The organism is Fibrobacter sp. (assembly GCF_017545445.1).
GTDB lineage: Bacteria > Fibrobacterota > Fibrobacteria > Fibrobacterales > Fibrobacteraceae > Fibrobacter.
The window spans coordinates 1-22,471 of the sequence record NZ_JAFWOM010000085.1; the positions used below are offsets into that span (position 1 = coordinate 1).

Here is a 22,471-nt window from a genome sequence, read left to right on the forward strand (position 1 = left end):
ATCCGCGTTCCGCCATCTGCTGGGCGTAAAGGCCGCTGGACTGTTCCTTGACGGCACCGAACGGGCCGGAGACCGCGATCGCCGGGAACTTGCCATTCACCTTGAGGCTCGTGTCCTTGGGCACGAACATGTCGGCGGCGAGTTCAATGCCGAAATGATTCTTGAAAGTGACCTTGGAATGTTCGACCTTGTCGCTCTTGGGGAAAACCTTGTCCCATTCGGCGGTGAGCGTAAGCTTGTTCATATTTTCTTCCTTTGTCTGTTGTGCTGCGGGGGCTGTCTCTGTTGCCTGCTTTGTTGTCGGCAAGGTCCCTGATAAGGTTGGTGAGCCTGTCGAACCAGCCGAAGGGTCTTTTTCGGGGCAGCACGCCATCAGGGCGCAGGCGGAAACCACGGCGAACGCCGCTTTCAAGAATTTGGATTTCATGATTTTCTCCTATTTAAAATTTCAACTTATTTTGTCATGCCCGCCTCCGAGCGGGCACCTCCTTTTCCAAGAGGAGATCCCCGCTTTCGCGGGGATGACAGCATTGTATTAAACTTTACTTCCCATCACGTACACTTTCTTCAAAAGTGTAGCGCGTTCCTTGACATCGCCGGGATTCTCGGCACCGGTAGCGCAGATGCCGCCCTTGAATTTCACGCCATCAAAACAGGCAATCCATCCGCTGATGCCGCGCTTCGCGATGTTCATCGCCTTCTTGTCGGTATCGGCAGCAGAAGCGAGCAAGTAAATCTCGCGGAACTTGAAATCGCTCGTATAAAGGGAATTGGCGCGGTCGAGCATCGTCTTGAGCTGACCGCTCATCTCGTAATAGTAAATCGGCGTCGCGAACACGATGACTTCAGCCTTCTTCATTTTCTCGGTGATGGCATTTGCATCGTCCTTGATGACACACTTGCCTTTCTTTTGGCAAGCAAGGCAACCCATGCAAAAGGCAATCTTCTTGCCGCGCAACGAAACGACTTCCACCTTGTTGCCTGCCTCGACCGCACCCTTCGCAAATTCCTGCGCCATCGCCTCGGAATTGCTCTTGGTACGCAAACTGCTCGAAATCACTAGAACGTTTTTCATAATAATCTTCCTTCGGGATTGTCATGCCCGCAGACATCTCCCTTTACGCTCATAATATAACTAAAACGCCTTGCAATAGCAATTACTTATTTACTATGGATTGCTATGCTTTTTAGGCATATAGTGTATAGCAAATAAGTAATTGTTAAACCACTGCCTTTAAGTTATTTTTAACGCATTCAATAGGATGGCAACATTTCTGCCAGAATATCGTAGCAATCCTGCAGTTACGCTCTCAAGCAATTTAGAGGAATGACACATATTCCGTCTTTGCGCCGGTATGCGGGGCCTGTGGCGGTGACAATCGCCATAAAGGCCATGTTCGGGTCGTTGATATCATCCCTTAGTTTGTTCAAGTTTGCGACACCTTCTTCAATGAGTTTGTCGCCACCAAGTTTGATTTCAATGGCACCCCATTTCCCCTTACTGGTATGGACAACCGCATCGCATTCCAGTCCGCGACTGTCTCGGTAATGTTTAACAGTTCCGCCAAGCAGACTCGCATAGATGCTCAGATCGCGTACCGCCAAATCCTCAAAGAATAGGCCGAAGAATTTTAAATCGGCCATTAAATCGTCGGGAGAAATATCAAGTGCCTGGCATGCGATGGATGTGTCGACAAAATGCCTTGTGGGTGTGGTGCGCACGACAGCCTTGCTGCGGAGGTTGGGGTTCCAGGCTTCAATGTCGCTGATGATGAACAAATCCTTGAGTGCATCCCAGTAGTCATCGAAGGTCTTTGTGTCCATGGTCCGGTTATTCGATTCGATAATGTCCTGAATGATTGTCCTGTAGGCGGCTTCGGTAGAAATGTTTCGGGCGTAGCTGCGCAGAATCATCCGCAGAACTTCGGGTTTCTTGTTGCGGAATTTTTCATTTTCGCTTGTATCGAAATTAAATAGGCCGTTGTAATAGTTTGCCGTGACATCGAGGGCAACTTCTCGATCGTCAAGAATCGAAAGGGGCCAGCCACCGCGACAGGTGTAGAACGCCATGTCTTTCAGGGAGTGCTTTTCATTTGTATCATAAACATTGGGCGCATCACTAGAAAAAAGTTCCGCAAGCGAAACGGATCCGGTGGAATCGCCGGATTCAAAAAGTGACATGGGACGCATGGGGAGCGTCACGATGCGACCTGCGCCGGAATGGTGAATCTGGCTTTTGTCTGCAGGGGTGGAACTGCCTGTCAGAATGAACTGTCCGAAACCTGGATTCTCATCGGCCCATGCTCTGACCTCGTCCCAAAGTTCGGGGACGGTCTGCCACTCGTCGATAAGCCTGGGTTGTTCGCCCAAGAGAGTATTGTGCGGTTCCATTCGGGCCAGTTCAATGTTCCGGCGTGTAGCAAGGCGAACATTGCTTTTTGACATACGAAGACATGTCGTGGTTTTCCCGCAAAATTTAGGCCCAGCGACTAGAACCGCGCTACTGGACTTAAGCAATCGCTCAATTTGGCTTTCGATGTATCGGGGGCGATAATTGTCCATTTCGAACCTCTTTTTGACCTAAATATACAAAATTCCCAAGATTGTTGAATAATTATTCCTAAGATTGTTGAATGGAAATTCCCAAGATTGTGAAGATTTTGTAAAAATTTTAAGTTTTGGCGCACAACCAACTTTGGAACCTTGGGTGGGACTGTGTTTTTGCCCTTAATTCACAATTTTGCCGCAACACTTTTTGTACTTGAGCCCGCTGCCACAAGGGCAAGGATCAGCCTTGTTGTTCAGTTCCATAACGGCGCTGATAATAGGCGTAATCTTGTCCATGTCTATGCGGGTAAAACCGATTTGCCGACGATACCTTTCAACAATTGCAGCAGAATGTTCCTTAGCCATGCGCAAATCATCCAGGAGGCAATGCGCATCAAAATCAGCAAAGGCGGGTTTATCCGAATATTTTTCAAAATGTTCGCGGATTGTCTTGAATTCCGCAAGGTTTTCATTGATGTCGTCTGTATAGTCAAGCCACTCGTTAAATTCTTCTTTAGTCGGCCTATAGGGGCGATGGATTTTGCGCTCGTCAATGTTTGGGAAGTTGAATTTTGCAGGATAATCTTTCGTGAACATATCCTTAAAGGGAGGCATATTCGCGCTTTTATCGAGCCAAAGATCTAAGAATAGCGAAAACTCAAAATCACCGGAATACTTGACAAAACTCTCGAATATTTTGGGCAAGCATTCAAAAGCTTTGCAAGGTGCTGTGACGGAATCGGTTCTTTGTGGATGCAGTTCGTTTCACGGAGCAAACGACTACGGTAGTGTTTCGGCAGAGAATTGATGTTCATTTTTAAAACCTTCTGAACCACTTGTTGAATATGGGGTCGCTGATATAGAGGCCCGTTTCTCGCTGTTCTACTATATCTCGATCTATCAAAGCCTTCTTTATCCGAGGAATGTTCGACTTGGTTCCGAGGCGATAGGTTTCCAACACCTCCTGCGACAGGAAACCATTATGAATTCCCGCAGCAATCGCCCGGAGCATATTCATCTGGTAGCTGGAAAGCCCTTCCGTCTGCTGCATAAAGAGCGCTGAGTTCTGTGCGATGAGTTCGTTCATGGCAACATCAATTATTTCTGAAGATACCTCACGCTCCGTGTGCAGCATTACCAACCAGGCAAGCTGTTGCACATAAGAAGAATAATTCTCCACCTCGCTGCAAATTCTTGAAGCCTGCTCTTCATCAATGCGAAGTCCCTGCTTTTTGAATTTACCGCAAATAAAGGGAACCCAATTTTCAGTAGAAATGACGCCCAAGTAAATGGCATCGCCAAACTGGTAAAAAGGCATGCTCTTGTTCTGGAAGATGTTTGTGAGCAAGTGCTTTTTGCTGCCAAACAGGCAATACGAAACATTCTGCTGCAACTGCCATGCACCACGAAGCCGTTTTTGTACAGAGAGCGAATCAGGAAATTCGCCAATCTGTTGAAACTCGTCGATGCAAACGACAATACGTTTCTTTTGCTTTTTCGCAATATTTTCAGCCAATTCCAAAATCTGCTCGGGAGCATACTCCTTCGGAGTGATACCCAGCGAAAGCGAAAATTCAGACGTCAGATCCGGCCCCATGCTGATTTTAGGCGAAACCCGGCTCAAAAAATTCTTCGCATTTTGCAGGATAGAATCAATCTTTGACGAAGTCTGCTGCAAGACCGCGGTCGCAAGTTTATTGTAGAAATCGTATTCGCTGCGGCAGTCAAAGATGTCCAAATAAACGACGAGGGTCTTTTTCGGATTCACCAAGCGGCCAACATGGCGAACCAGGGAGGTCTTGCCGATACGACGATTGGAGATAAGCAAGGTGTTTACCCCGTGCTCAAAATTCGCCTTGAGCCTTTTGGTCTCGGCTTCGCGATCCGTAAAGTTTTCGCCTTCGACCGCATAACCATATATAAAAGCGTCGTTCATAAGAACCTCCGCCTATAATATACATTATTTTTTGTCGGTACACAATATTGTGCACCAAAAAGTACACAAAGTTGTGGTCCACAAGGTTGTGTACCAGAAGGAAGGCCTCATTTCGCCCAAATTGGCTTAAAAAGCGTACCAAACCAACCATTTATGCTTTTGAGGCATAAATAATATATATTTATGCCTATGGAACTACGGACTCTTAAATACTTTTTGGCAGTGGCGGAACAGGAAAGTTTCTCTCAGGCGGCGAACAATGTGCTCTTTGTGACGCAGCCGACGCTTTCGCGCCAGATGCAGGAACTCGAAGAAGAAATCGGGGCACAGCTCTTTGTGCGCAGCAACAAGAAGACGACGCTAACCGAAGAGGGCCTGCGTTTCAAGAAGCGTGCGCAAGAAATCATGGAGCTCGTGAAGCACACCCAAAAGGAATTTGCCGAATCGAGTAAGGAAGAAATAGCGGGTGACGTGTATATCGGCGCAGGCGAAACGCAAGGTTTCAAGCCCATCGCGGATGCCTGCAAGCAAATGCAGAAACAATATCCGAAAATCTGCCTGAACATTTCTAGCGGAAATGCGGAAGATGTAACCGAGAAACTGGACCGAGGCTTGATTGATTTCGGGTTATTGGTAGAGCCCGTCGACAAAACAAAATACGAATACCTGACGCTCCCCGACCGAGACTCATGGGGACTACTGTTGCGCAAGGATCATCCGCTTGCGAAGAAATCGAAGATAATCGCCCGCGATTTTGCGAACATTCCGCTGTTAGTTTCACGACAAACACTTGATTCCCGAGAATTCACGGGTTGGCTCGGGCGAGACTTGAAATCGCTAAACATTGTCGGCACTTACAACCTTATATACAATGCTGCAGTCTGTGTAGAACAAGGAATGGGTGCCGCCCTCACGCTTGAACGCCTGATAAACACCGGGAAAGACAGTCCCTTTGCGTTCGTGCGCATTTCTCCCGAACGTACCAGCGGTCTTGTGGTCGTCTGGAAAAAGAATCCCGTGTTCAGCAAACCCGCCGCGCAGTTCCTGAAGTCTTTAAAAGCGGAATTAGAAAAGTGATTAGAGATTGCCACGTCGCTACGCTCCTCGCAATGACAGAAGGCGGAACTGGAATCACATTCTATTAAGGTTTAAAACGGTTGTACACCTAAATCGGTGTCGCCGTCTTTGACTTTCGCAAGGATTTCGAGGCCTGTCAAGTCTTGCATCATGCGGATGTTGTCGTCTTCCATTTCTAGGTTGCCGCTAGAGCCGTAGCGGTTTACGATGAGCCCACGGACATCGAGGCCGCGGCTGCGGGCGTATTCTACGGTGAGCACGCAAGCGTTAATGGAGCCGAGAGCCGCCGTCGTTACCACGAGAATCGGGAGATTCACGGTCTTGATAATGTCTTCGAGGAAAATCTTTTGAGATTTGTCGCCAGAAGAAATTGCGCCGACATCATAGCGGATGGGGCAAATGATTCCCCCGCTGCCTTCGGCAAAAATAAACTCGTGGCGAGCGCAAGCCGCATCAAAATCGGCTTTGACCTTCGTCAACTCCACGGGATTTCCTTCTTTGCGGGCTGCGAGATGCGGAGAGACAGCCTCTTTATAGACATAGCTCACGAGCTGTTCTTGCGTATCGGGAAGATTTGCAATGTTTTTCACATAGTCGGCGTCACCGGCGACCCATTTGCCGTCGCGGAGTTCTGCGCCGCTGAGGGCCGCCTTGTAGTAACCTGCAACGATGCCGGAATCGCGCCACTTTTTTACGAGGAGAGCGGTAATGAATGTTTTGCCGACATCTGTTCCGGTAGCTGTAACGAAATATCCTTTGGACATAAAGAGTAAACAGTGGTTAGTGATTAGTGGTTAGGAATTCTGAAGCCAAGGCGGCAGAAGACATCAGTCTAGATGGCGGATCAAGTCCGCCATGACGCTGGCAGCGGTTTGTAGTTGTTCTTTTGTATGCGTGGCCATCAGGCTTGCACGCAGGCGGGCTTGCCCCTTGGCTACTGTCGGATAGCGAATCGCGGGAATTAGGATTCCCAGTTCCTGAAGTTTTGCAGAAACTTGCATCGCTTTTGCTTCGTCACCGATGACAATTGGAACAATTGCAGATGGTGATTGCTCAACGTTCACGCCTTCGCGTTTTAAGGATTCGTAGAAAAATTTTACGTTATCGCGCAATGCTTGAACGCGTTCAGGATGCGCATCGATGTAACGCAAGTTGTTGCAAGCGGCTGCTGCAACGGCAGGAGCCATCGCTGTCGTGAAAATAAAGCTGCGAGATTTGTTTTTTAGGAATTCCGTCAATTGCTTTGGACCTGCTACGAATCCGCCTTCGGCTGCGACTGCTTTGCTCAAAGTCCCGACAGTTACATCGGCGTGAGCACAGCCGTAATGTTCGGCAAGTCCGCGTCCTGTTTTGCCGAGTACGCCTGTGGCGTGAGCTTCGTCAATCATCAAGAGACAATCATTTTCTTTTGCGATACGCAAAAGTTCCGGCAAATTCGCGAGGTCGCCGTCCATACTGAAAACGGCATCCGTCACGATGAGTTTATGAGGAATTGGCGATGTGGGTGCATACGTACGAGACTTTTCTGCTTCTTGAATTACACGCCGCAAATCTGCCATGTCATTGTGTTTATAGACAAAGCACTTGGCACGGGAAAGTCGAATCCCGTCGATAATGCTTGCGTGGTTCAGTTCGTCGCTAAAGATAAAGTCGTTCTTGCCGCACAATGATGAAATCGTGCCAACATTTGCCATATAGCCTGTATTGAACGTAATGGCGGATTCTTCGCCCTTGAATTTTGCGATAAATTCTTCAAGCTCTTGATGCGGCATCTTGTTGCCCGTTGTAAGTCGAGCGCCGCCGCTACCTGTTCCCCATTCAAGAACTGCCTGAGCCATCGCCTGCTTGAGTTCATCAATGTTTGCGAGGTCCAAGTATGAATTAGATGCCAACAGAATTTGTTCTTGCGAAACTCCGTTTGCTGTACGGATTTTAACGTGCGACGATTCTGGCGTTTCCATCAAACGCATCGAACGATAAGTATTGTTCGCACGTGCTGCCTCTAACGCGTCTTTTGTAAAAGAGTCTAAGATTTGTTTGTTCATGCTATTCTGCCCTGGATCCTGCTCCTTCGAACCTTGCGGCCCTTCGACAAGCTCAGGGACCTTACAAGGTTGGTGAGCCTGCCGAACCACGCTCAGGATGACACAATTCATTTTTTACATTCACTTATTTCACTCAGGATGACTCGCGGAGACATCCACCAAAACTTTTTTCTTTTGCAAGTATTCGATGCATTCTTCGGCGGAGGCATTGCGTGAATCAAATAGGAATATGCGGCCTCCGTTTTCGTCGCCCATTTCCTTCATTTTCATGATGCGCACATAACCGAGTTCCTTGCTTGCGACATAGCCTGTCACGTAATTCGGGTCATCGCTCACGCAAAATTCTGCGACCATTCCCGGGGCGTTCGCTACTTTGGTTGCAAGTACAATCGCTTCGTTAAAATGATTTTTGCCGCCATCGACTTCGCTCGAATGTAGAGCGTCCATATAAGTCGCTCGCACGCCGCGTTCGTGGTTAGGTTCTAGTCGTTCGCCCGTCGCAATATCGTACAGCATTGCACCACGCATCGGGAACGTTGCCCGCAGGAGTTCTGGCAAATTTGTGGCGAAGTTTTGAAGGCAGGCATTTTCACTCGTTCCCTTCGGCACGCTCAGGGAACTTTCTTTATGAACATCCATCACAGCTTTACTAACCAATCCAAACGCCTTCTCCAGTCCTTCCTGCCACGTTTCCACATCAATCCGCGTTACAGGCAATGCCTTCAAAATTTGGATGTCGCTTTCGTGAACCTTTTCGATTTTCACGTTGATAAAATCCGGGTCGCCCTTGGAATGATTCATCGCACGGCGCACCATCGCCGTACACACCGCTTCTACGGAATCGCGGCTCACGATGCGTTCTGCACCGGAAATATGCTGTTCGTGTTTCTGTTCGCCTTCGTCAATTTGCTGCGAAGCTCGCATTTTTAAACTGTAATAATCCATAAGAGCCTTCATTTGCGTGCCACAATTTAGAAAATGGTATTGTCGTTTTCATTGAAATGAATATATTTTTACAGGTAACGGGAGTAATGATTTTTCTTGGTAACGGTTATGGACAATTACAAAAAATTTATAGCAGACTTTCCTGTGGACTCTGCGGAGTTTTTCACAGCTATAACTTACGCCACAACTGAACTGTATATTTCGATGCATGTACTTGATCTTGAGGATAAAACCGCTTTTCCTATCAAGACTAATGAATTCATCGATAAGTTTATGAAAGGCGGCAACACGCTACAAGAAAGTCTTACCAATATCATGGTGAACCTGGCGTGCCCAGAAAGTGTTAGATCCATCAAGATCTTTACGACCCTTTCAACGTTGCCAGAACGCATGAAAAACGCAAATGTTATTTCAGAAATTTTTCATGGAAAGATTCACGGCTGGAGCAAGGCGATGTTTGTACGCATTGGCGATGAAAAGCCTCTACGTCGAGTCCTGTACCTTGTCGAAAATGTGAATGCTCAAATGACAAAGTTGGAACAAGAGAAAGAACTCTTGGAGCAGAATCGTAAACAACAAAATATGATCAATGCTCTCATGAACGGATATGACTCCGTTGTCGGGGTTGATTTTGTAACTGAAAAGGTGGAATTTTTCCGCGTTAGCGATCGAATCAAGAATGTACTTAGCTTCATGAATGAACCGCCTCTGTTCAAGGCTCTTGTTGAAAAACTTATCAATACGTCTGTTCATGAAGAGGATCGGGATAGTGTCCGGAAAGTGGCTGATGAGTCCTATATTAAAGAATACTTGCACGTCGGTGGCAGTTTATCAAAAATATTTCACAATGAACTCGGTCAGTATGTTGAGATGAAGGTTGTGCGAACTGGCGAAGAAACAACCGTATTCGGCTTTACCGATAAAACGAACGAAATCGCGGAAATAAATGATAAAATCTACAAGGATTCGTTGACACAAGTGATGAATCGTAAGTATTTTGATGATAAACTAGCATCGCGTAATTCTCAAGCCGTTGTAATGGCTGATATCGATTTTTTCAAAGATGTTAATGACAATTACGGTCACCAGTGTGGCGATGCTGCCCTTGCTGCCGTGGCGTCGATACTGAATTCATCTGTTCGTAGCTTGGACCGCGTCGTGCGTTATGGTGGTGATGAATTCTTAATCTCGTTCAAGGATATCAGTCATGAAACACTGAAAATCAGACTTGAACAGATGCGTGCTTTGGCAGAAAAAATTAAACTGCAAGATTACCCGAATGTACAGTTGACGATGAGCTTCGGCGGAACATTCGGGGACGGAACTGTTTCGGACATGCTCTCTTTTGCCGACAAGGCTCTCTACGTGTCCAAGAAAAAACGGAACTGCGTTACCTTAGTTCCGTTTGAAGAAAAAATTTAAGTTGTATTTACTCGTGGAATTCGTCTTCGCCTTCTACGACAGGAGCGGGTTCACATTCGCCAATCATCTTAATCGCTTCGCAGATGCGGTCGATTTCAGAATCCGTTGTAATGAGCGGAGGCATCGTATAGACGTAATTGCAGAACGGTCTGAGCCACACGCCGGTTTCGCGAATCACGCGCAGAATATCGTCCGCTGAAGGTTTCGCTTTGAGTTCCAAGACTCCGATTGCTCCCAGCACACGCACGTCCGCTGCATTTTCAAGCGTACGGAGCGGCTCAAAATTTTGCTTCAAGCGTTTTTCAATCCGTGCGACGTTCTCCTCGTAATTGCGGTTTTCGAACAGGGTAAGCGAAGCGATTCCTGCGGCACAAGCCAAAGGATTCGCCATATAAGTGGGACCGTGCATAAATGCGGGAATCTTGCTGTTCGTAATTGTTTCGGCGACCTTCTCGGATGCGACGCAAGCGGCCATCGTAATGCTTCCGCCCGTGAGAGCCTTGCCGATGCACATAATATCCGGCTTTACAAAGTCGGCGCAGTCCTTTTCGGCAGTATGCATCATCGCAAAACGCGGTCCCGTGCGGTAAAAGCCCGAAGCGATTTCGTCCAAAATCAATAAGATCCCGTAACGGTCGCAAAGTTCGCGGAGTGATTTCAAGTAGCCTGCGTTATAAAGCCACATGCCGTTTCCGCCCTGAAATACGGGTTCGCAAATCACGGCTGCGATTTCATCCTTATGTTCTTCGACGACGCGTTCCATCGAAGCGAAATCCGCCGGATTCCAAGCCTCGTCAAAGCGGCAGTTCGGGCGTTCAGCAAAATAATGGTGCGGCATAATTCCACGGAAAAGTGTATGCATTCCGTCAGGGTCTGAAAGTGCCATTGCGCCTGCCGTATCGCCGTGGTAGCCGCCCTTCAAGGCGACCAACTTGCAACGTTCCGGGCGGCCTTGCGAATGCTGGTACTGCACTGCCATTTTTGCACTGCATTCTACGGCGATACTTCCCGAATCCGCAAAGAAAATCTTGTTGAGACCTTCCGGCAAAAAATTCACCAACTTTTCGCCCAGTTCAATCGCAGGTTCGTGCGTAAAACCGCCGAACATCACATGGCACATCTTTTCGCTCTGTTTCTGAATTGCTTCGACAATTTCAGGGGCGTTATGCCCATGTGCCATGCACCACCAACTCGATACGGCATCAATCAATTTCAATCCATCAGCCGTTTCAATCGTCGTTCCATGAGCGGATTTCGCAAGGAATCTGGCCGGAGTATTTTTCAGCGCCGCATACGGATGCCACAAATGCTCGCTGTCGAAATCAAGTAGCTTTTTCATTTGCGGCCAAATATAGAAATCTCTACGCTATGGCAAATTTTATATATTCTCCACCATAAAAAAGATGCTCGAAGGTGCATTTCCCAGTTAAAAAAGTGGTAAAAATCATGCTCAAAATCGAACCCTACAGCGAAAAGTATATCAACGACGCCATTGAAATTTGGAACGATATTGTCGAAGACGGAATCGCGTTTCCGCAGATGGAAACGCTTGACTCGCAGACGGGAGACGTATTTTTCATGTCGCAGTCGTTTACGGGCATCGCTATTGATGCTGATTCTGGCGAAGTAGTTGGGCTGTACATTCTTCACCCGAATAACGTCGGGCGTTGTGGGCACATTTCGAATGCGAGCTATGCTGTCAAGAAGAATAAACGCGGCCAGCATATCGGTGAATTCCTCGTGAAGGATTGCCTTGCAAAAGCTAAGGAAATTGGCTTCAGGATTTTGCAGTTCAATGCGGTTGTTGCTACGAATTCATCTGCACTGAAGTTGTACAAAAAGCTAGGCTTCACCCAGCTCGGCGTGATCCCCAAAGGCTTCTTGCTCAAAGACGGGAACTACGAAGATATCATTCCGCATTATATTGAGCTGTAAAGCAATTGATTTTAGTACAAAGGTTTATATTAACTCTGGAGTAAATAACTTTAGAGTTAATAAGATGTTTGTTGGAAATGTGGCTGTACCAATTATTCAATTTCGGCGAACAAATCGTCAAGAGAAATTGTTACAGGAATTGTGGATGCGTATGAATTTTGTTTGAGTCCAAACGTCGTTATTAATGTAGGAATTGTTGTATGCTTTTTCGCTATTTCTTCTTTAAATGCCCCAACGTGATTTCGAATTTTTAAATCTTCGTCTTTTTGCAGAGAATATTCGTGATCGCTATATTTGATTTCGCAAACATTGAATACTCGATCGGCTCGTTCTATAATTAGATCGACTTGCGCTCTTTTGTCATCGTTTTGATATCGCCAACAGTAGTATTCTGTTGCGATTTTATCAATTCCCAATGCTTTTTTGATTTGTTCAATATGCGAATAACAAACTCGTTCAAATGCAAGTCCCATCCAGGAACTAACTGGGGGCGTGTTGATGTGGTTGCTCCAGTAGTGAACGTCGGTCGTTTTGCTGTTGAAATGGTTGTGGAAAATCACGAAAAAGTCAATAAGCTGAAAAAATCCGCTATTTTTTTTGATTTTATTGCCTCGGGTGCGGTAATAACGTACGAAGTCGCATTGTATGAGGTCTTCAAGAATTTTGCTTAGATGCCCGTTGTTCTGAATTTTTAATTCAGAAGCGATTTCTTCTCGGGTTAGCCCAGATTTCTTTTTGCAAAGTGCATTTATAATAGAAATATGCCTCTCGGGGTTCCTGAAAAGAGAATTGAAAAGTCTTTTAAATTCATGTCGAAGTTTTGCGTCGTCTGAAAAGAAAAGTCTATCAATACTTTGTACTGAACTTTCTCCTACTTGCAGTAAATCGAGGTAGTAAGGGATACCTCCTAAGGCCATGTAAATTTGTAAAATGGAAAGCCTGTCCCATGAAATTCCTCTTGCTTCGAGGTATTTTTCTGTTTCGGACAAGGTGAATGGACGAATGTGAAATTCATGCGTAATACGGTTGTGCAAGCCTCCGTGCGAATCTATTAGATTCTTTATCATCCAAGTGGTGGCGCTTCCGCAGACAATCAGCATGATTTCGGGATGGGTTGTACACCAGTTGTTCCAAAAGTGCCCCAAAGCTTTTATAAAACCTGATTTTGGTGTATCAAAGCAGGGGAGTTCGTCGATAAAGATGATACTGCGTTTGTTTTTTGGGATTTTCAAACTTAAAAGCTCTTGTAGCTGGAAAAAAGCGTCGAGCCATGATTCGGGCATTTTCCCTTGATAGCCGATTTCACGCAGGGCTTGCACGAAGCTGGATATTTGTTCTTGCTTTGTGCCGTCTATTATTCCGGTAACCTTGAATGCGAATTCGTTACCGTATTTTTGATCGATCAGGTAAGTCTTGCCAACTCTGCGACGGCCATATAGGGCGATGAATTCGGGCTTGCCGGACTTGTAAATATAGTCAAGCTCTCTTATTTCTTTGAGTCTTCCAATAATGTTCATAATTGTAAAATACATTATTAGTGGGCTAAAATCAACAAAAAATTGCAATTTTAGCCCTCTAATGTGGTATTTATGGGCTAAAGTTGATGAAAAATTGCAACTTTAGCCCGATTATCCGTTTTTCTACAGTGCGCTGTCCAACGCCATCATGAGCGTGAAGCCGACGGCAAAGAGGATTGTGCCTGCGTCAAAGTGGTCCCCTTCGCTCACTTCGGGGAGCATTTCTTCTACGACAACGTAAATCATTGCGCCTGCGGCAAACGAGAGCAAGTACGGCATGAACGGCGAAAGAATTTCGGCGGCGATTAAGGTGATTAGTGCGCCAATGGGTTCAACGGCTCCGGAGAGTGCTCCGAGTGCGAATGCTTTTTTGCGAGACGCACCTTCGGCTTTTAGCGGAAGCGAGACGACAGCACCTTCGGGAAAGTTCTGGATGGCAATGCCGATGGAAAGTGCGAATGCTGCGGAGAGCGTGATGGCGACGTTCCCGGAAAGCCAGCCTGCAAAGACGATGCCAACGGCCATGCCTTCGGGAAGGTTATGGAGCGTCACGGCGAGCGTGAGCATCGTGGTGCGTTTGAGTTTTGCTCTCGGGCCTTCGGGCGTTTTGCTGCCCAAATGCAAATGCGGTGTGATTTTGTCCAAAATGAACAAGAACAAAATGCCAGCCCAGAACCCTACTGCGGCAGGGGCGAATGCTAATTTACCCAAATGTTCGCTCGCCTCGATAGCTGGGAGGAGCAAGCTCCAGACGGAGGCTGCAACCATGACTCCTGCTGCAAACGCAAGGAGACCTCGCTTGAGGTTCTGTTTCATCTGCCCACGGATAAAGAATACGCAGGCGGCACCGAGAACCGTCCCTAGAAACGGGATGGTTAGACCTTGGATAATGGGTAAAATAGGTTGGTTCATATTTCTGCCTTTCTACAATTTAATATTTTATTCGATTTGGTCTATGAAAAACGTTATCAACGAACATAAGATTCCGTTTGAAATTCGCGAACCTCAGGCTGCTTACAACGCCAAAAACATGGCGTTTTTGAAAGAAAGTGCGGAAGAACTGAATTCTGGAAAGGTCGTTGTGAAAACCATGGAAGAATTGGAGTCCATGGAAAATGAGTAAAATTGCATTCTCTGAAAAAGCTTGGGCTGACTATCTTTACTTGCAGTCGCAAGATAAAAAGACGCTCTAAAAAGGCACTCTAAAAACACTCGAAAAATTTAATTTCAAAAGGGATGATAAAATGAAAAAGACGAAAATGAACATGCTTATTCTAGGAATTGTATTCTTGTTTGCAGATTTGGCTTTGGCTAAAAATCCAGTTGGAACAGATCCTCTGAAATGTGTTTTTAACAAAAGGGGCTTGTATCGGCAAGTGCCTACATGTTTTTATTCATGTGATGATGGTTCGGAGTTGACCGACTGTTACAATACGAACATTGTCTATTTTTGCGTGAATGAAAATGAAGCCTATGAAAAGAAACCTCAACGTTGCAAAACAAAAGAGGAAGTTGCTGCAGACAAAGAACGTAGGAAAAAAGAGCGTGAAGTTCGTGATGCTGAACGAAAAAAACAGAAAGAGGAAGCTCTTCGTGCTGAAGAAAAAAAGGAACAGCAACGGCTTGATGATATTGCAAGCAGGTCGGAAACAATTACGGATTCAAGAGACGGACATGCGTATAAAGTTGTGAAAATTGGTGACCAAGTGTGGATGGCGGAAAACTTGAATTATGCTGATAGCGCGAATTATCCGAGTTTACGTGGGCGTTCTTGGTGCTATAATGATGATAAAGAAAAATGTGCTAAGTATGGTCGTTTATATACTTGGTCTGTAGCGATGGATAGTGCCGGGAAATTTTCAAAGAATGGGAAAGGATGTGGTAGTGAAAAAAAGTGCTCTTCAAAACGCCCTGTTCGCGGAATTTGCCCTTCGGGCTGGCATTTGCCTGAATCATTGGAATGGAAAAAATTGTATGAAACGGTAGGGAAAAGCTGGGACGCTTTGATGCAGAAAGATGAACGCCTTGGAAGGGAAGACAAGTTTGGCTTCTCTGCTCAAAAATCCGGCTATTATGGTTATGATGGATTTGAGATGGTTTTTGATGAACTTGGTTCATTGGGATATTTTTGGAGTGCTTCGGATGATAGTGCTGAAACCGCTATTGGTGTGGTGATAGGAACGAATTTAGAGAATAATTTTTTGTATAAAGGCAAGACGAACGGATATTCAATTCGTTGCGTTAAGGACTAAAAAATTTGCCGTCATTTAATCTGTTGGCTTTAGAAAATTCAAAAGGACGCTCGCCAAGCGTCCTTTTCTAATGCATGGTTTGATTATAATTTGCCAAATCTACCATAAAAAGCCTACATTTGGTAAATTATGGCTTATATTTTTCCAAATCTGCATAATTTTATATATATTTGGAAAAGTATAGGAGCTGCCATGACTGAAAAACTGATTGTTGGTCGAAAACGCGAAATTGACTTGTTGAATAAGTTTATAGATAGTGATGATGCTGAATTCATCGCTGTTTATGGACGTAGGCGTGTAGGTAAGACGTACCTTGTAAAGAGTCTCTTTCAAAAGGATTTTTCTTTTTACATGACGGGACTTGCTAATTCTGATTTTAAAAGACAACTGAATAATTTTGCAGATGCCTTTTTTCAATATTTTTCTAAGAAGGTATCTGTAAAAAACTGGTTTGAAGCTTTTGCGCTCTTGCGAGATGAATTGTCAAGCGTTCGTAAAAACAAAAAGATTATTTTTATTGATGAACTCCCGTGGTTTGATACGGCTCGGTCAGATTTTGTGAGTGCCTTGGAACATTTTTGGAACTCTTGGGCATCCGATGATCCTGCTGTAAAATTGATTGTTTGCGGTTCGGCCACTTCTTGGATGATGAATAAACTCATCAATAATAGGGGCGGTTTGCACAATCGTGTAACACACCAGATAAAGCTTTCTCCCTTTACGCTTCTAGAATATGAAGAATTTTTGAAGGCGAAGAACTTTTCTATGGACCGTTTTGAAATCGCCCTGTTTTATATGGTGTTTGGAGGCGTTCCGTATTACTTGAAACATCTAGATAACGGTGAAAGCCTTGCGCAGAATGTAGATAGGCTCTTGTTCAGTGAAGATGGGGAGCTGCGCAATGAATTCCAAAATTTGTACCATGCTCTATTCCGCAATTCTGAGAAATATATTGCTATTGTAGAAGCTCTTGCCCAAAAGAAAATGGGCATGACTAGAAACGCATTGATTGAAGAATTATCCATTGAAAGTAGTGGGGCCGTTTCCAAGGCTTTGGATGACCTCGAAAATTGCGGATTCATTAGGCGTTACAGTCCTTTCGGCAAAAAGACAAAAGATGAGTTGATTCAACTAGTTGATTTTTACACGCTTTTTCATTTTAGGTTCTTGGCAAAGCGTCCAAAAGGCCGACTTAATCATTGGATGCAAATTCAAGGAAAACCGGAATATAATAATTGGTGTGGCTATGCTTTTGAAATGCTTTGTATGCAACACTATCCGCAAATTTTGAGTGCTCTTGGAATTTCTGGAATTGAAAGTACTCCGTGCAGCTGGACATATACGGGTAAAGATGGAGGCATACAATTCGATCTTTTGATAGATAGAATCGACAATGTTATCAATATTTGCGAAATGAGGTTTTCTACGACTCCTTATGAGGTTAAACAGGAGTATTTAAACGAACTTCTGGAAAAAATTGGTCGATTCAAGGAAATCACCAAAACTCGTAAATCTCCGATGCTCACATTTGTGACGGCTCAAGGACTCAAGAACAATTCCTGTGCTAGACAAATTCCTAAATCCATTACATTGGATAGCTTGTATAATTTGCCAAATCTACCCTAAAAAGCCTACATTTGGTAAATTATAACGCATTGGTTTTGTTGAAAAATGCGTCCGATTGGAGTGGTCGTAGAGTGGTCGCGAGTGTATATTTGTGAAAATTAAAATTGTCTTTAAAGTAAAAAGGGAGTGTTCTCGCGGTTGCGAGGCGTAATTTTATGAGCTTGAATGTTTGGAATGTTTTTGCGCCGATTTACGAGTTTACGATGCGTTCGCAGAAGAATATCTACGATTATATGTATAAACAAATTGGCGAGGTGTCGAAAGGGAAGGTTGTGCTTGAACTGGCGACAGGGCCGGGGATGATTGCTCGCCATATTGCTCCATCGGCATCATCCGTGATTGCGACTGATTTTGCACCGAAGATGATTGAAACGGCTCGCAAGGCGAAAAATCCAGAGAACGTACATTTCGAAGTGGCTGATGCGACATCGTTACGTTTTGAGGATGATTCTTTTGATGTCGTTGTGATTGCGAATGCGTTGCATATCATTCCGAATCCAGAAAAGGCGTTGGCGGAAATCCGTCGCGTCTTGAAAAATGGTGGCGTGCTTGTTGCTCCGAATTTTATATTCCGCGAAGGCGGCAAAAGAAACTTGTGGCAAAAATTGCTGAGCCTTGTCGGGGTTCGCTTTGCGCATGAATGGACGGAACGCGAATACAAGTCTTTTTTGAATGCGAACGGCTGGACGATAACGAAAGATTGCATTATTAAGGGCAGAATTGATTTAGCGTACGTGGAGTGCGAATAGTTTTCTCTAAAAAAAGATATATTAACATAAACTGACCGATTCTGTGATAAGGAGTGGGGGATGAATCGTTTGATTTTATGTTATTTGTTTATTTTTGCGGCTGTCGGATTCGTTGCCTGCGGTGACGAAAATGGTGCTGCTCCTGTGAGTGGCGAAAGTGGAGTCGTTAAAGAATCGAGCTCGTCGTGGATTGCCGCGAACTCTTCTAGTTCTCGCAATGACAATGTGGCCGGTTCGTCAGAAATGCTAAGCTCCTGTAGTTCATCGTGGAATGAGACCACTTCGTCGAACTCGTTGTGGATTGCCGCGAACTCTTCGAGTTCTCGCAATGACAATGCGTTCAGTTCTTCAAGGGGGGCTAAGACCTCTTCATCGTCATCTTGGAGCTCGTCATCCTCGGAGCGAAGCGTAGGGGAACAGACGGGATCCAGTGCTTCTGCTAGTTCCACCACGAAAATAACTTACTCCCTCAAACCTTTCGACGGCCCGCTTTCTAATCCGCACAAGGGCTTTACAGTCCCGACGGGTGGTGCGTGGGTGTTTGTGCCGGAGTTTGAATACGGCCCCTATGGTTCCCTGAACAACAAGGCGTGGGACTTAATTTCATACGGCTCCGGTTATCAGCAGTGGAATAAATTGAATCCGGCAAAGGGCGTTTATGACTGGACGGAATTGGAAAAGCTTTTGAACGCTCTCGCCGAGCACAACATGGGCTATGCCTTGCGCGTGTTACCGTACACGCCATCCTTTATCAAGAGCGATTTTCCGCCCCAAGAGGAATATGATTGGACTCCGCCTTTTGTCTATGAAATGGGAGCGAAGAAGATACAGATTGACTTGCGTGGGACAGAGTACCATGCATACGCTCCGGTCTGGGATGATTCCGTCTATATTTGGGCTGCAAAGGAGTTTGCAAAGGCTCTGGCCGAAAAATACGATGGCGATCCGCGCATAGAATACATTGACATTCGCACCTTTGGCGAATGGGGCGAATGGCACACGTCTCACATATTGGGGAGCGAAATGCCAGCCTATTCGGTGTTGATCGACATGCTGGACTATTACGCATCCCTGTTTAAGAAAACCCAGTTGGTTCTGCCATCTAACGGTTTTGGCGATGTCTATACGCATGCGCTTGAACTCGGCATTACCAAGCGTGACGACGGGTTCATCGGTACTCCCGGCAGGCCGGATTCGTTGCGGCGAGCCTACGAGGCGAATTTGCCTACCATTGCCGAGAATATGGCCGGTTATAAGACGATGCTGGAATACACCGACGTGATTCCCGGAGGCTACCTCAAGTGGACTCCGCAGCGTTGGGTGGATGCGATTACCACGGCTCACCTGACTTATTACGTTTTGGATCAAGATAGCGATTGCGGCTATAATTTCTACAAGGAAAACAAGACTCTTGCGGATTCCATGAGCAAGGTTATTGGGTACAATTTTACTGTTGCGAACGCGGAACTAACGACTATTACGGATTCCAAGAATACTACGAGTACGTTGGGCATTACGGTCAAGAACACCGGCGTTGCCCCGTGTTTCTTTGATGTGTATTTGGTGGCGGAATTTGTCGATAGTACAGGCAAGGCACTCGCTCAAATCGGCGAGACGGTTCGCATTCCTAAGGGAACGTTTAAGGACGGAAGTTTGCAAAAATTTTCGTTTAAGTACAAAGTTGCAACAGGGGAGGCTAGTGTCGCGAAATTGCCCGGCGTAACGGTTGCACTCTCGCTCTACGAAAGTGAAGACGATTTTAAGAACGGCAAGAATCCGACCGTCCGTTTTGACAATGACGGGATTCATGAAAACAAAAAGCTGTTGCTGAAACGGTAAACGTTTCTGAAAAAAGAGTATATTCAATACGATGCGTCTATTAAAAAAATTTCTTTCGATTATAGCTTGCTTTGTGTGTGCGAACTTCATTGCTTGCGGCGACGAAAATAGTGCTGCTCCTGTGAGTGGGGAAAGCAGTGCTGTTAGTGAATCGAATTCTTCATGGATTGCCGCGAACTCTTCGAGTTCTCGCAATGACAATGTGGCCGGTTCGTCAGAAAAGTTAAGCTCCTGTAGTTCGTCGTGGAATGTGACCACCTCGTCGAGCTCGTTGTGGATTGCCGCGAACTCTTCGAGTTCTCGCAATGACAAAAAAGACACCTTGGCGGTGGAAAATGCTGATACATCGAAAATTGTTTACGCCCTCAAACCTTTTGACGGTCCGTTGACCAATCCGCATAAGGGCTTTACAGTCCCGACTGAGGCCACATGGACTTTTTCACCAGAATTTGAATATGGTCCTTACGGTTCTTTGAACAACAGGGCGTGGGATTTGGTGACTTATGGTTCTGGGTATCAACAGTGGAACAAATTAAATCCTGCAAAAGGTGTATATGATTGGACGGAGCTGGATGAGTTGCTGGATGTACTTGCGAAACACAACATGGGCTATGCTTTGCGAGTTTTTCCTTATACGCCCTCGCCTATACAAAGTAATGATACGCCTGAAGAAAAGTACGATTGGACTCCGAAATTTGTTTATGAAATGGGAGCGAAAAAGGGAACGGCCACTTTAAAAGGGGAAGGCTACCGAGCGGTAGTTCCCGTTTGGGACGATCCGATTTATTTGCAGGCTGCAAAGGATTTTGCGACGGCTTTGGCTGCAAAATACGATGGCGATCCGCGAATTGAATATATCGATATTCGCTCTTTCGGCGAGTGGGGCGAATGGCACACTTCGAATTTGGACGGCAGCGAAATGCCTTCTGTTGAAATTCAGAAGGATATGCTGAAACATTACGCTTCGGTATTCAAGAAAACTTTGTTGGTATTGCCTTCTGACGGTTATGGTGACGTTTATACGTATGCACTCAGTCTCGGCATTACCAAACGCGATGATTGCCTTATTGGCATTCCTGGAACTGCGGATTCTCTGGTGCGTGCTTACAAGGCGAATATGCCGACTGTTGCCGAAAATTGCGGAAGTTATGCTATTATGTTGACTTATACCGACCAGATTCCTGGGGGTTATCTAAAATGGACGCCGGAGCGTTGGGTGGATGCGATTCGGACTGCGCATTTGACCTATTACGTGCTGGATCAGGATTTCGATGACTGCGGTTACAATTTCTACAAGGACAACAAGGCTCTTGCGGATTCTATGACTAAAGTTATCGGCTATAACTTTACCGTTTCGGATGCTGAGTTGGTTACTGTAGAAGATTCCGAGAATGCGACGAACACGCTGAACATTACTGTCAAGAACACCGGCGTTGCCCCTTGTTTCTTTGATGTGTATTTGGTGGCTGAATTCGTCGATAGTTTAGGGACGGCGCTCGCACAAATCGGCGAGACGGTCCGCATTCCCAAGGGAACGTTCAAGGATGCGAGTTCGCAAAAATTTTCGTTCACGTACAAGGTTGCTGCTGGGGAGACATACGTCGCGAAGTTGCCCGGCGTAACGGTTGCACTCTCGCTCTACGAAAGCGAAGGCGATTTCAAGAACGGCAAGAATCCGACCGTGCGTTTTGACAATGATGGAATTCAGGAAAACAAGAAGCTGCTGCTGAAACGGTAGGGGGTGGTCTTTTTGCGGGCTTTTACAAAAGTTCTATGACTTTTGTTGAAATAAATAAGGCTTCTTAAAATTCTACTTGAAATTTTACTTAAAATTATGTATTTTGAATGTGGAGGTTTCTTATGCCTTGTATCTTGCCTGTCTCAGATTTGCGGAATTATAACGAGGTCCTTCAGAATGTGTCTGAAGATTCCCCTGTATTTTTGACCAAAAACGGTCGTGGATGCTATGTTGTCATCGATATCAAGGAATATGAACGGATGGTTGCGGCTTTGAAGCTTCAGAAGGCTCTTGCCGATGGCGAACGTTCCGCTGAACAGGGCGGTTGGCTTTCGGCTGCCGACGTGCGAAAAAAATACGAGGTATAGATGCTGCTGTCGTTTTTTCGCCAAAGGCCTCTGCGGATTTGGACGAAATCAAGGCTTACATGGAGTCTGAACTGGGCAGCCCTAAAGCGGCGAATGGGTAGGTCTTTGAAATCTTTGATGCAATCGACAATCTTGCTGTTTTCCCAGAAATTGGTCCGTCTTTAAAAGGTAAAATCGATTCTCTTGCACGGTATAGAAGTTTATCTGTATCCGGCTATTTAGTCTTCTATCGAATTGAAGCTTCTTAAAAAACGCCGGTCTATATGACAAAAAGGTACCTGAAAACAGGTACTTTTTGATTATATGACATTTGGGTACCTGAAATCGTCCGCAAGCCTTTATCTGCTTGGCTTGCGCGCATAAAAAAGTCTCTCAATTAGCATTTTTCGCCTTTCCAACGACATTCCGTTATGAATGTTCAGCTTACGCTTCAGCCATGAAAACAGCGATTCCATTTCGTTATTCGTGTTGGGAA

23 protein-coding genes are annotated in these 22,471 nt (G+C 45.6%); 11 read left to right on the forward strand and 12 right to left on the reverse strand.

Annotated elements, in window-relative coordinates; all coding sequences use genetic code 11:
* The 6 genes from IKG78_RS09945 to IKG78_RS09970 form a co-directional block, all read right to left on the reverse strand.
* Positions 1-427, reverse strand: a 427-nt coding sequence (locus IKG78_RS09945) for an alpha/beta hydrolase (RefSeq protein WP_290942899.1), incomplete at its 3' end; no start/stop codon positions are given.
* A 108-nt stretch (positions 428-535) separates the two neighbouring features.
* A complete protein-coding gene (locus tag IKG78_RS09950; protein ID WP_290942901.1) occupies positions 536-1,075 on the reverse strand; it encodes a flavodoxin family protein in 540 nt (179 codons plus the stop codon).
* Between the two features lie 227 nt (positions 1,076-1,302).
* Positions 1,303-2,562 carry a DUF4143 domain-containing protein gene (locus IKG78_RS09955; RefSeq protein WP_290942904.1) on the reverse strand — a complete coding sequence of 420 codons (1,260 nt, stop codon included), beginning with the start codon at positions 2,560-2,562 and terminating at the stop codon, positions 1,303-1,305.
* A gap of 165 nt (positions 2,563-2,727) precedes the next feature.
* Complete coding sequence (locus IKG78_RS09960) at positions 2,728-3,162, reverse strand: SEC-C metal-binding domain-containing protein (RefSeq protein ID WP_290942906.1); 435 nt, start codon at positions 3,160-3,162, stop codon at positions 2,728-2,730.
* A 26-nt stretch (positions 3,163-3,188) separates the two neighbouring features.
* The gene (locus IKG78_RS09965; RefSeq protein WP_290942908.1) at positions 3,189-3,362 is read right to left on the reverse strand and encodes a hypothetical protein; all 174 of its coding nucleotides are present in this window, start codon (positions 3,360-3,362) and stop codon (positions 3,189-3,191) included.
* 2 nt (positions 3,363-3,364) lie between these two features.
* The gene (locus tag IKG78_RS09970) at positions 3,365-4,483 is read right to left on the reverse strand and encodes an ATP-binding protein (RefSeq protein WP_290942910.1); all 1,119 of its coding nucleotides are present in this window, start codon (positions 4,481-4,483) and stop codon (positions 3,365-3,367) included.
* 183 nt (positions 4,484-4,666) lie between these two features.
* Here IKG78_RS09970 and IKG78_RS09975 point away from each other — a divergent pair, with 183 nt between their 5' ends.
* Positions 4,667-5,560 (forward strand): LysR family transcriptional regulator, encoded by an 894-nt coding sequence (locus IKG78_RS09975; RefSeq protein ID WP_290942913.1) that lies wholly within the window; start codon positions 4,667-4,669, stop codon positions 5,558-5,560.
* A 71-nt stretch (positions 5,561-5,631) separates the two neighbouring features.
* Here the strand turns inward: IKG78_RS09975 and bioD are convergent, their stop codons facing one another.
* From bioD to IKG78_RS09990, 3 genes are all read right to left on the reverse strand, one after another.
* A complete protein-coding gene (gene bioD, locus IKG78_RS09980; RefSeq protein ID WP_290942915.1) occupies positions 5,632-6,324 on the reverse strand; it encodes a dethiobiotin synthase in 693 nt (230 codons plus the stop codon).
* Between the two features lie 63 nt (positions 6,325-6,387).
* The gene (bioF, locus tag IKG78_RS09985) at positions 6,388-7,605 is read right to left on the reverse strand and encodes an 8-amino-7-oxononanoate synthase (protein WP_290942917.1); all 1,218 of its coding nucleotides are present in this window, start codon (positions 7,603-7,605) and stop codon (positions 6,388-6,390) included.
* Positions 7,606-7,734: 129 nt separating this feature from the next.
* The gene (locus tag IKG78_RS09990) at positions 7,735-8,550 is read right to left on the reverse strand and encodes a 6-carboxyhexanoate--CoA ligase (protein ID WP_290942943.1); all 816 of its coding nucleotides are present in this window, start codon (positions 8,548-8,550) and stop codon (positions 7,735-7,737) included.
* A gap of 108 nt (positions 8,551-8,658) precedes the next feature.
* Here IKG78_RS09990 and IKG78_RS09995 point away from each other — a divergent pair, with 108 nt between their 5' ends.
* A complete protein-coding gene (locus IKG78_RS09995) occupies positions 8,659-9,972 on the forward strand; it encodes a GGDEF domain-containing protein (protein ID WP_290942919.1) in 1,314 nt (437 codons plus the stop codon).
* Positions 9,973-9,979: 7 nt separating this feature from the next.
* Here the strand turns inward: IKG78_RS09995 and bioA are convergent, their stop codons facing one another.
* On the reverse strand, positions 9,980-11,311 hold the full coding sequence (gene bioA, locus IKG78_RS10000) for an adenosylmethionine--8-amino-7-oxononanoate transaminase (RefSeq protein WP_290942921.1): 1,332 nt from the start codon (positions 11,309-11,311) through the stop codon (positions 9,980-9,982).
* A 107-nt stretch (positions 11,312-11,418) separates the two neighbouring features.
* Between bioA and IKG78_RS10005 the strand changes: the two genes are divergently transcribed.
* A complete protein-coding gene (locus tag IKG78_RS10005; RefSeq protein ID WP_290942922.1) occupies positions 11,419-11,907 on the forward strand; it encodes a GNAT family N-acetyltransferase in 489 nt (162 codons plus the stop codon).
* Positions 11,908-11,999: 92 nt separating this feature from the next.
* Here IKG78_RS10005 and IKG78_RS10010 read toward each other — a convergent pair whose 3' ends face one another.
* The gene (locus tag IKG78_RS10010; protein ID WP_290942924.1) at positions 12,000-13,424 is read right to left on the reverse strand and encodes an ATP-binding protein; all 1,425 of its coding nucleotides are present in this window, start codon (positions 13,422-13,424) and stop codon (positions 12,000-12,002) included.
* A 123-nt stretch (positions 13,425-13,547) separates the two neighbouring features.
* Entirely contained in the window at positions 13,548-14,336 is a 789-nt protein-coding gene (locus tag IKG78_RS10015; RefSeq protein WP_290942926.1) for a ZIP family metal transporter, read from the reverse strand.
* A 43-nt stretch (positions 14,337-14,379) separates the two neighbouring features.
* On the opposite strand from IKG78_RS10015, the gene IKG78_RS10020 reads away from it, so the two are divergent.
* The 8 genes from IKG78_RS10020 to IKG78_RS20365 all read left to right on the forward strand — a co-directional run bounded on the left by IKG78_RS10020 (position 14,380) and on the right by IKG78_RS20365 (position 22,244).
* A complete protein-coding gene (locus tag IKG78_RS10020) occupies positions 14,380-14,547 on the forward strand; it encodes a hypothetical protein (protein ID WP_290942928.1) in 168 nt (55 codons plus the stop codon).
* A gap of 121 nt (positions 14,548-14,668) precedes the next feature.
* Complete coding sequence (locus IKG78_RS10025) at positions 14,669-15,676, forward strand: FISUMP domain-containing protein (RefSeq protein WP_290942930.1); 1,008 nt, start codon at positions 14,669-14,671, stop codon at positions 15,674-15,676.
* Between the two features lie 192 nt (positions 15,677-15,868).
* Positions 15,869-17,302: an ATP-binding protein gene (locus tag IKG78_RS10030; RefSeq protein ID WP_290942932.1), complete on the forward strand. Its 1,434-nt coding sequence runs from the start codon at positions 15,869-15,871 to the stop codon at positions 17,300-17,302.
* 155 nt (positions 17,303-17,457) lie between these two features.
* Complete coding sequence (locus IKG78_RS10035) at positions 17,458-18,051, forward strand: class I SAM-dependent methyltransferase (RefSeq protein ID WP_290942934.1); 594 nt, start codon at positions 17,458-17,460, stop codon at positions 18,049-18,051.
* A 60-nt stretch (positions 18,052-18,111) separates the two neighbouring features.
* Positions 18,112-19,890 carry a hypothetical protein gene (locus IKG78_RS10040; protein ID WP_290942936.1) on the forward strand — a complete coding sequence of 593 codons (1,779 nt, stop codon included), beginning with the start codon at positions 18,112-18,114 and terminating at the stop codon, positions 19,888-19,890.
* Positions 19,891-19,921: 31 nt separating this feature from the next.
* Complete coding sequence (locus IKG78_RS10045; RefSeq protein ID WP_290942938.1) at positions 19,922-21,628, forward strand: beta-galactosidase; 1,707 nt, start codon at positions 19,922-19,924, stop codon at positions 21,626-21,628.
* 122 nt (positions 21,629-21,750) lie between these two features.
* On the forward strand, positions 21,751-21,996 hold the full coding sequence (locus IKG78_RS10050) for a type II toxin-antitoxin system prevent-host-death family antitoxin (protein WP_290942941.1): 246 nt from the start codon (positions 21,751-21,753) through the stop codon (positions 21,994-21,996).
* Between the two features lie 110 nt (positions 21,997-22,106).
* Positions 22,107-22,244 carry a type II toxin-antitoxin system RelE/ParE family toxin gene (locus tag IKG78_RS20365; RefSeq protein WP_366075181.1) on the forward strand — a complete coding sequence of 46 codons (138 nt, stop codon included), beginning with the start codon at positions 22,107-22,109 and terminating at the stop codon, positions 22,242-22,244.
* Positions 22,245-22,471: the final 227 nt, after the last annotated feature.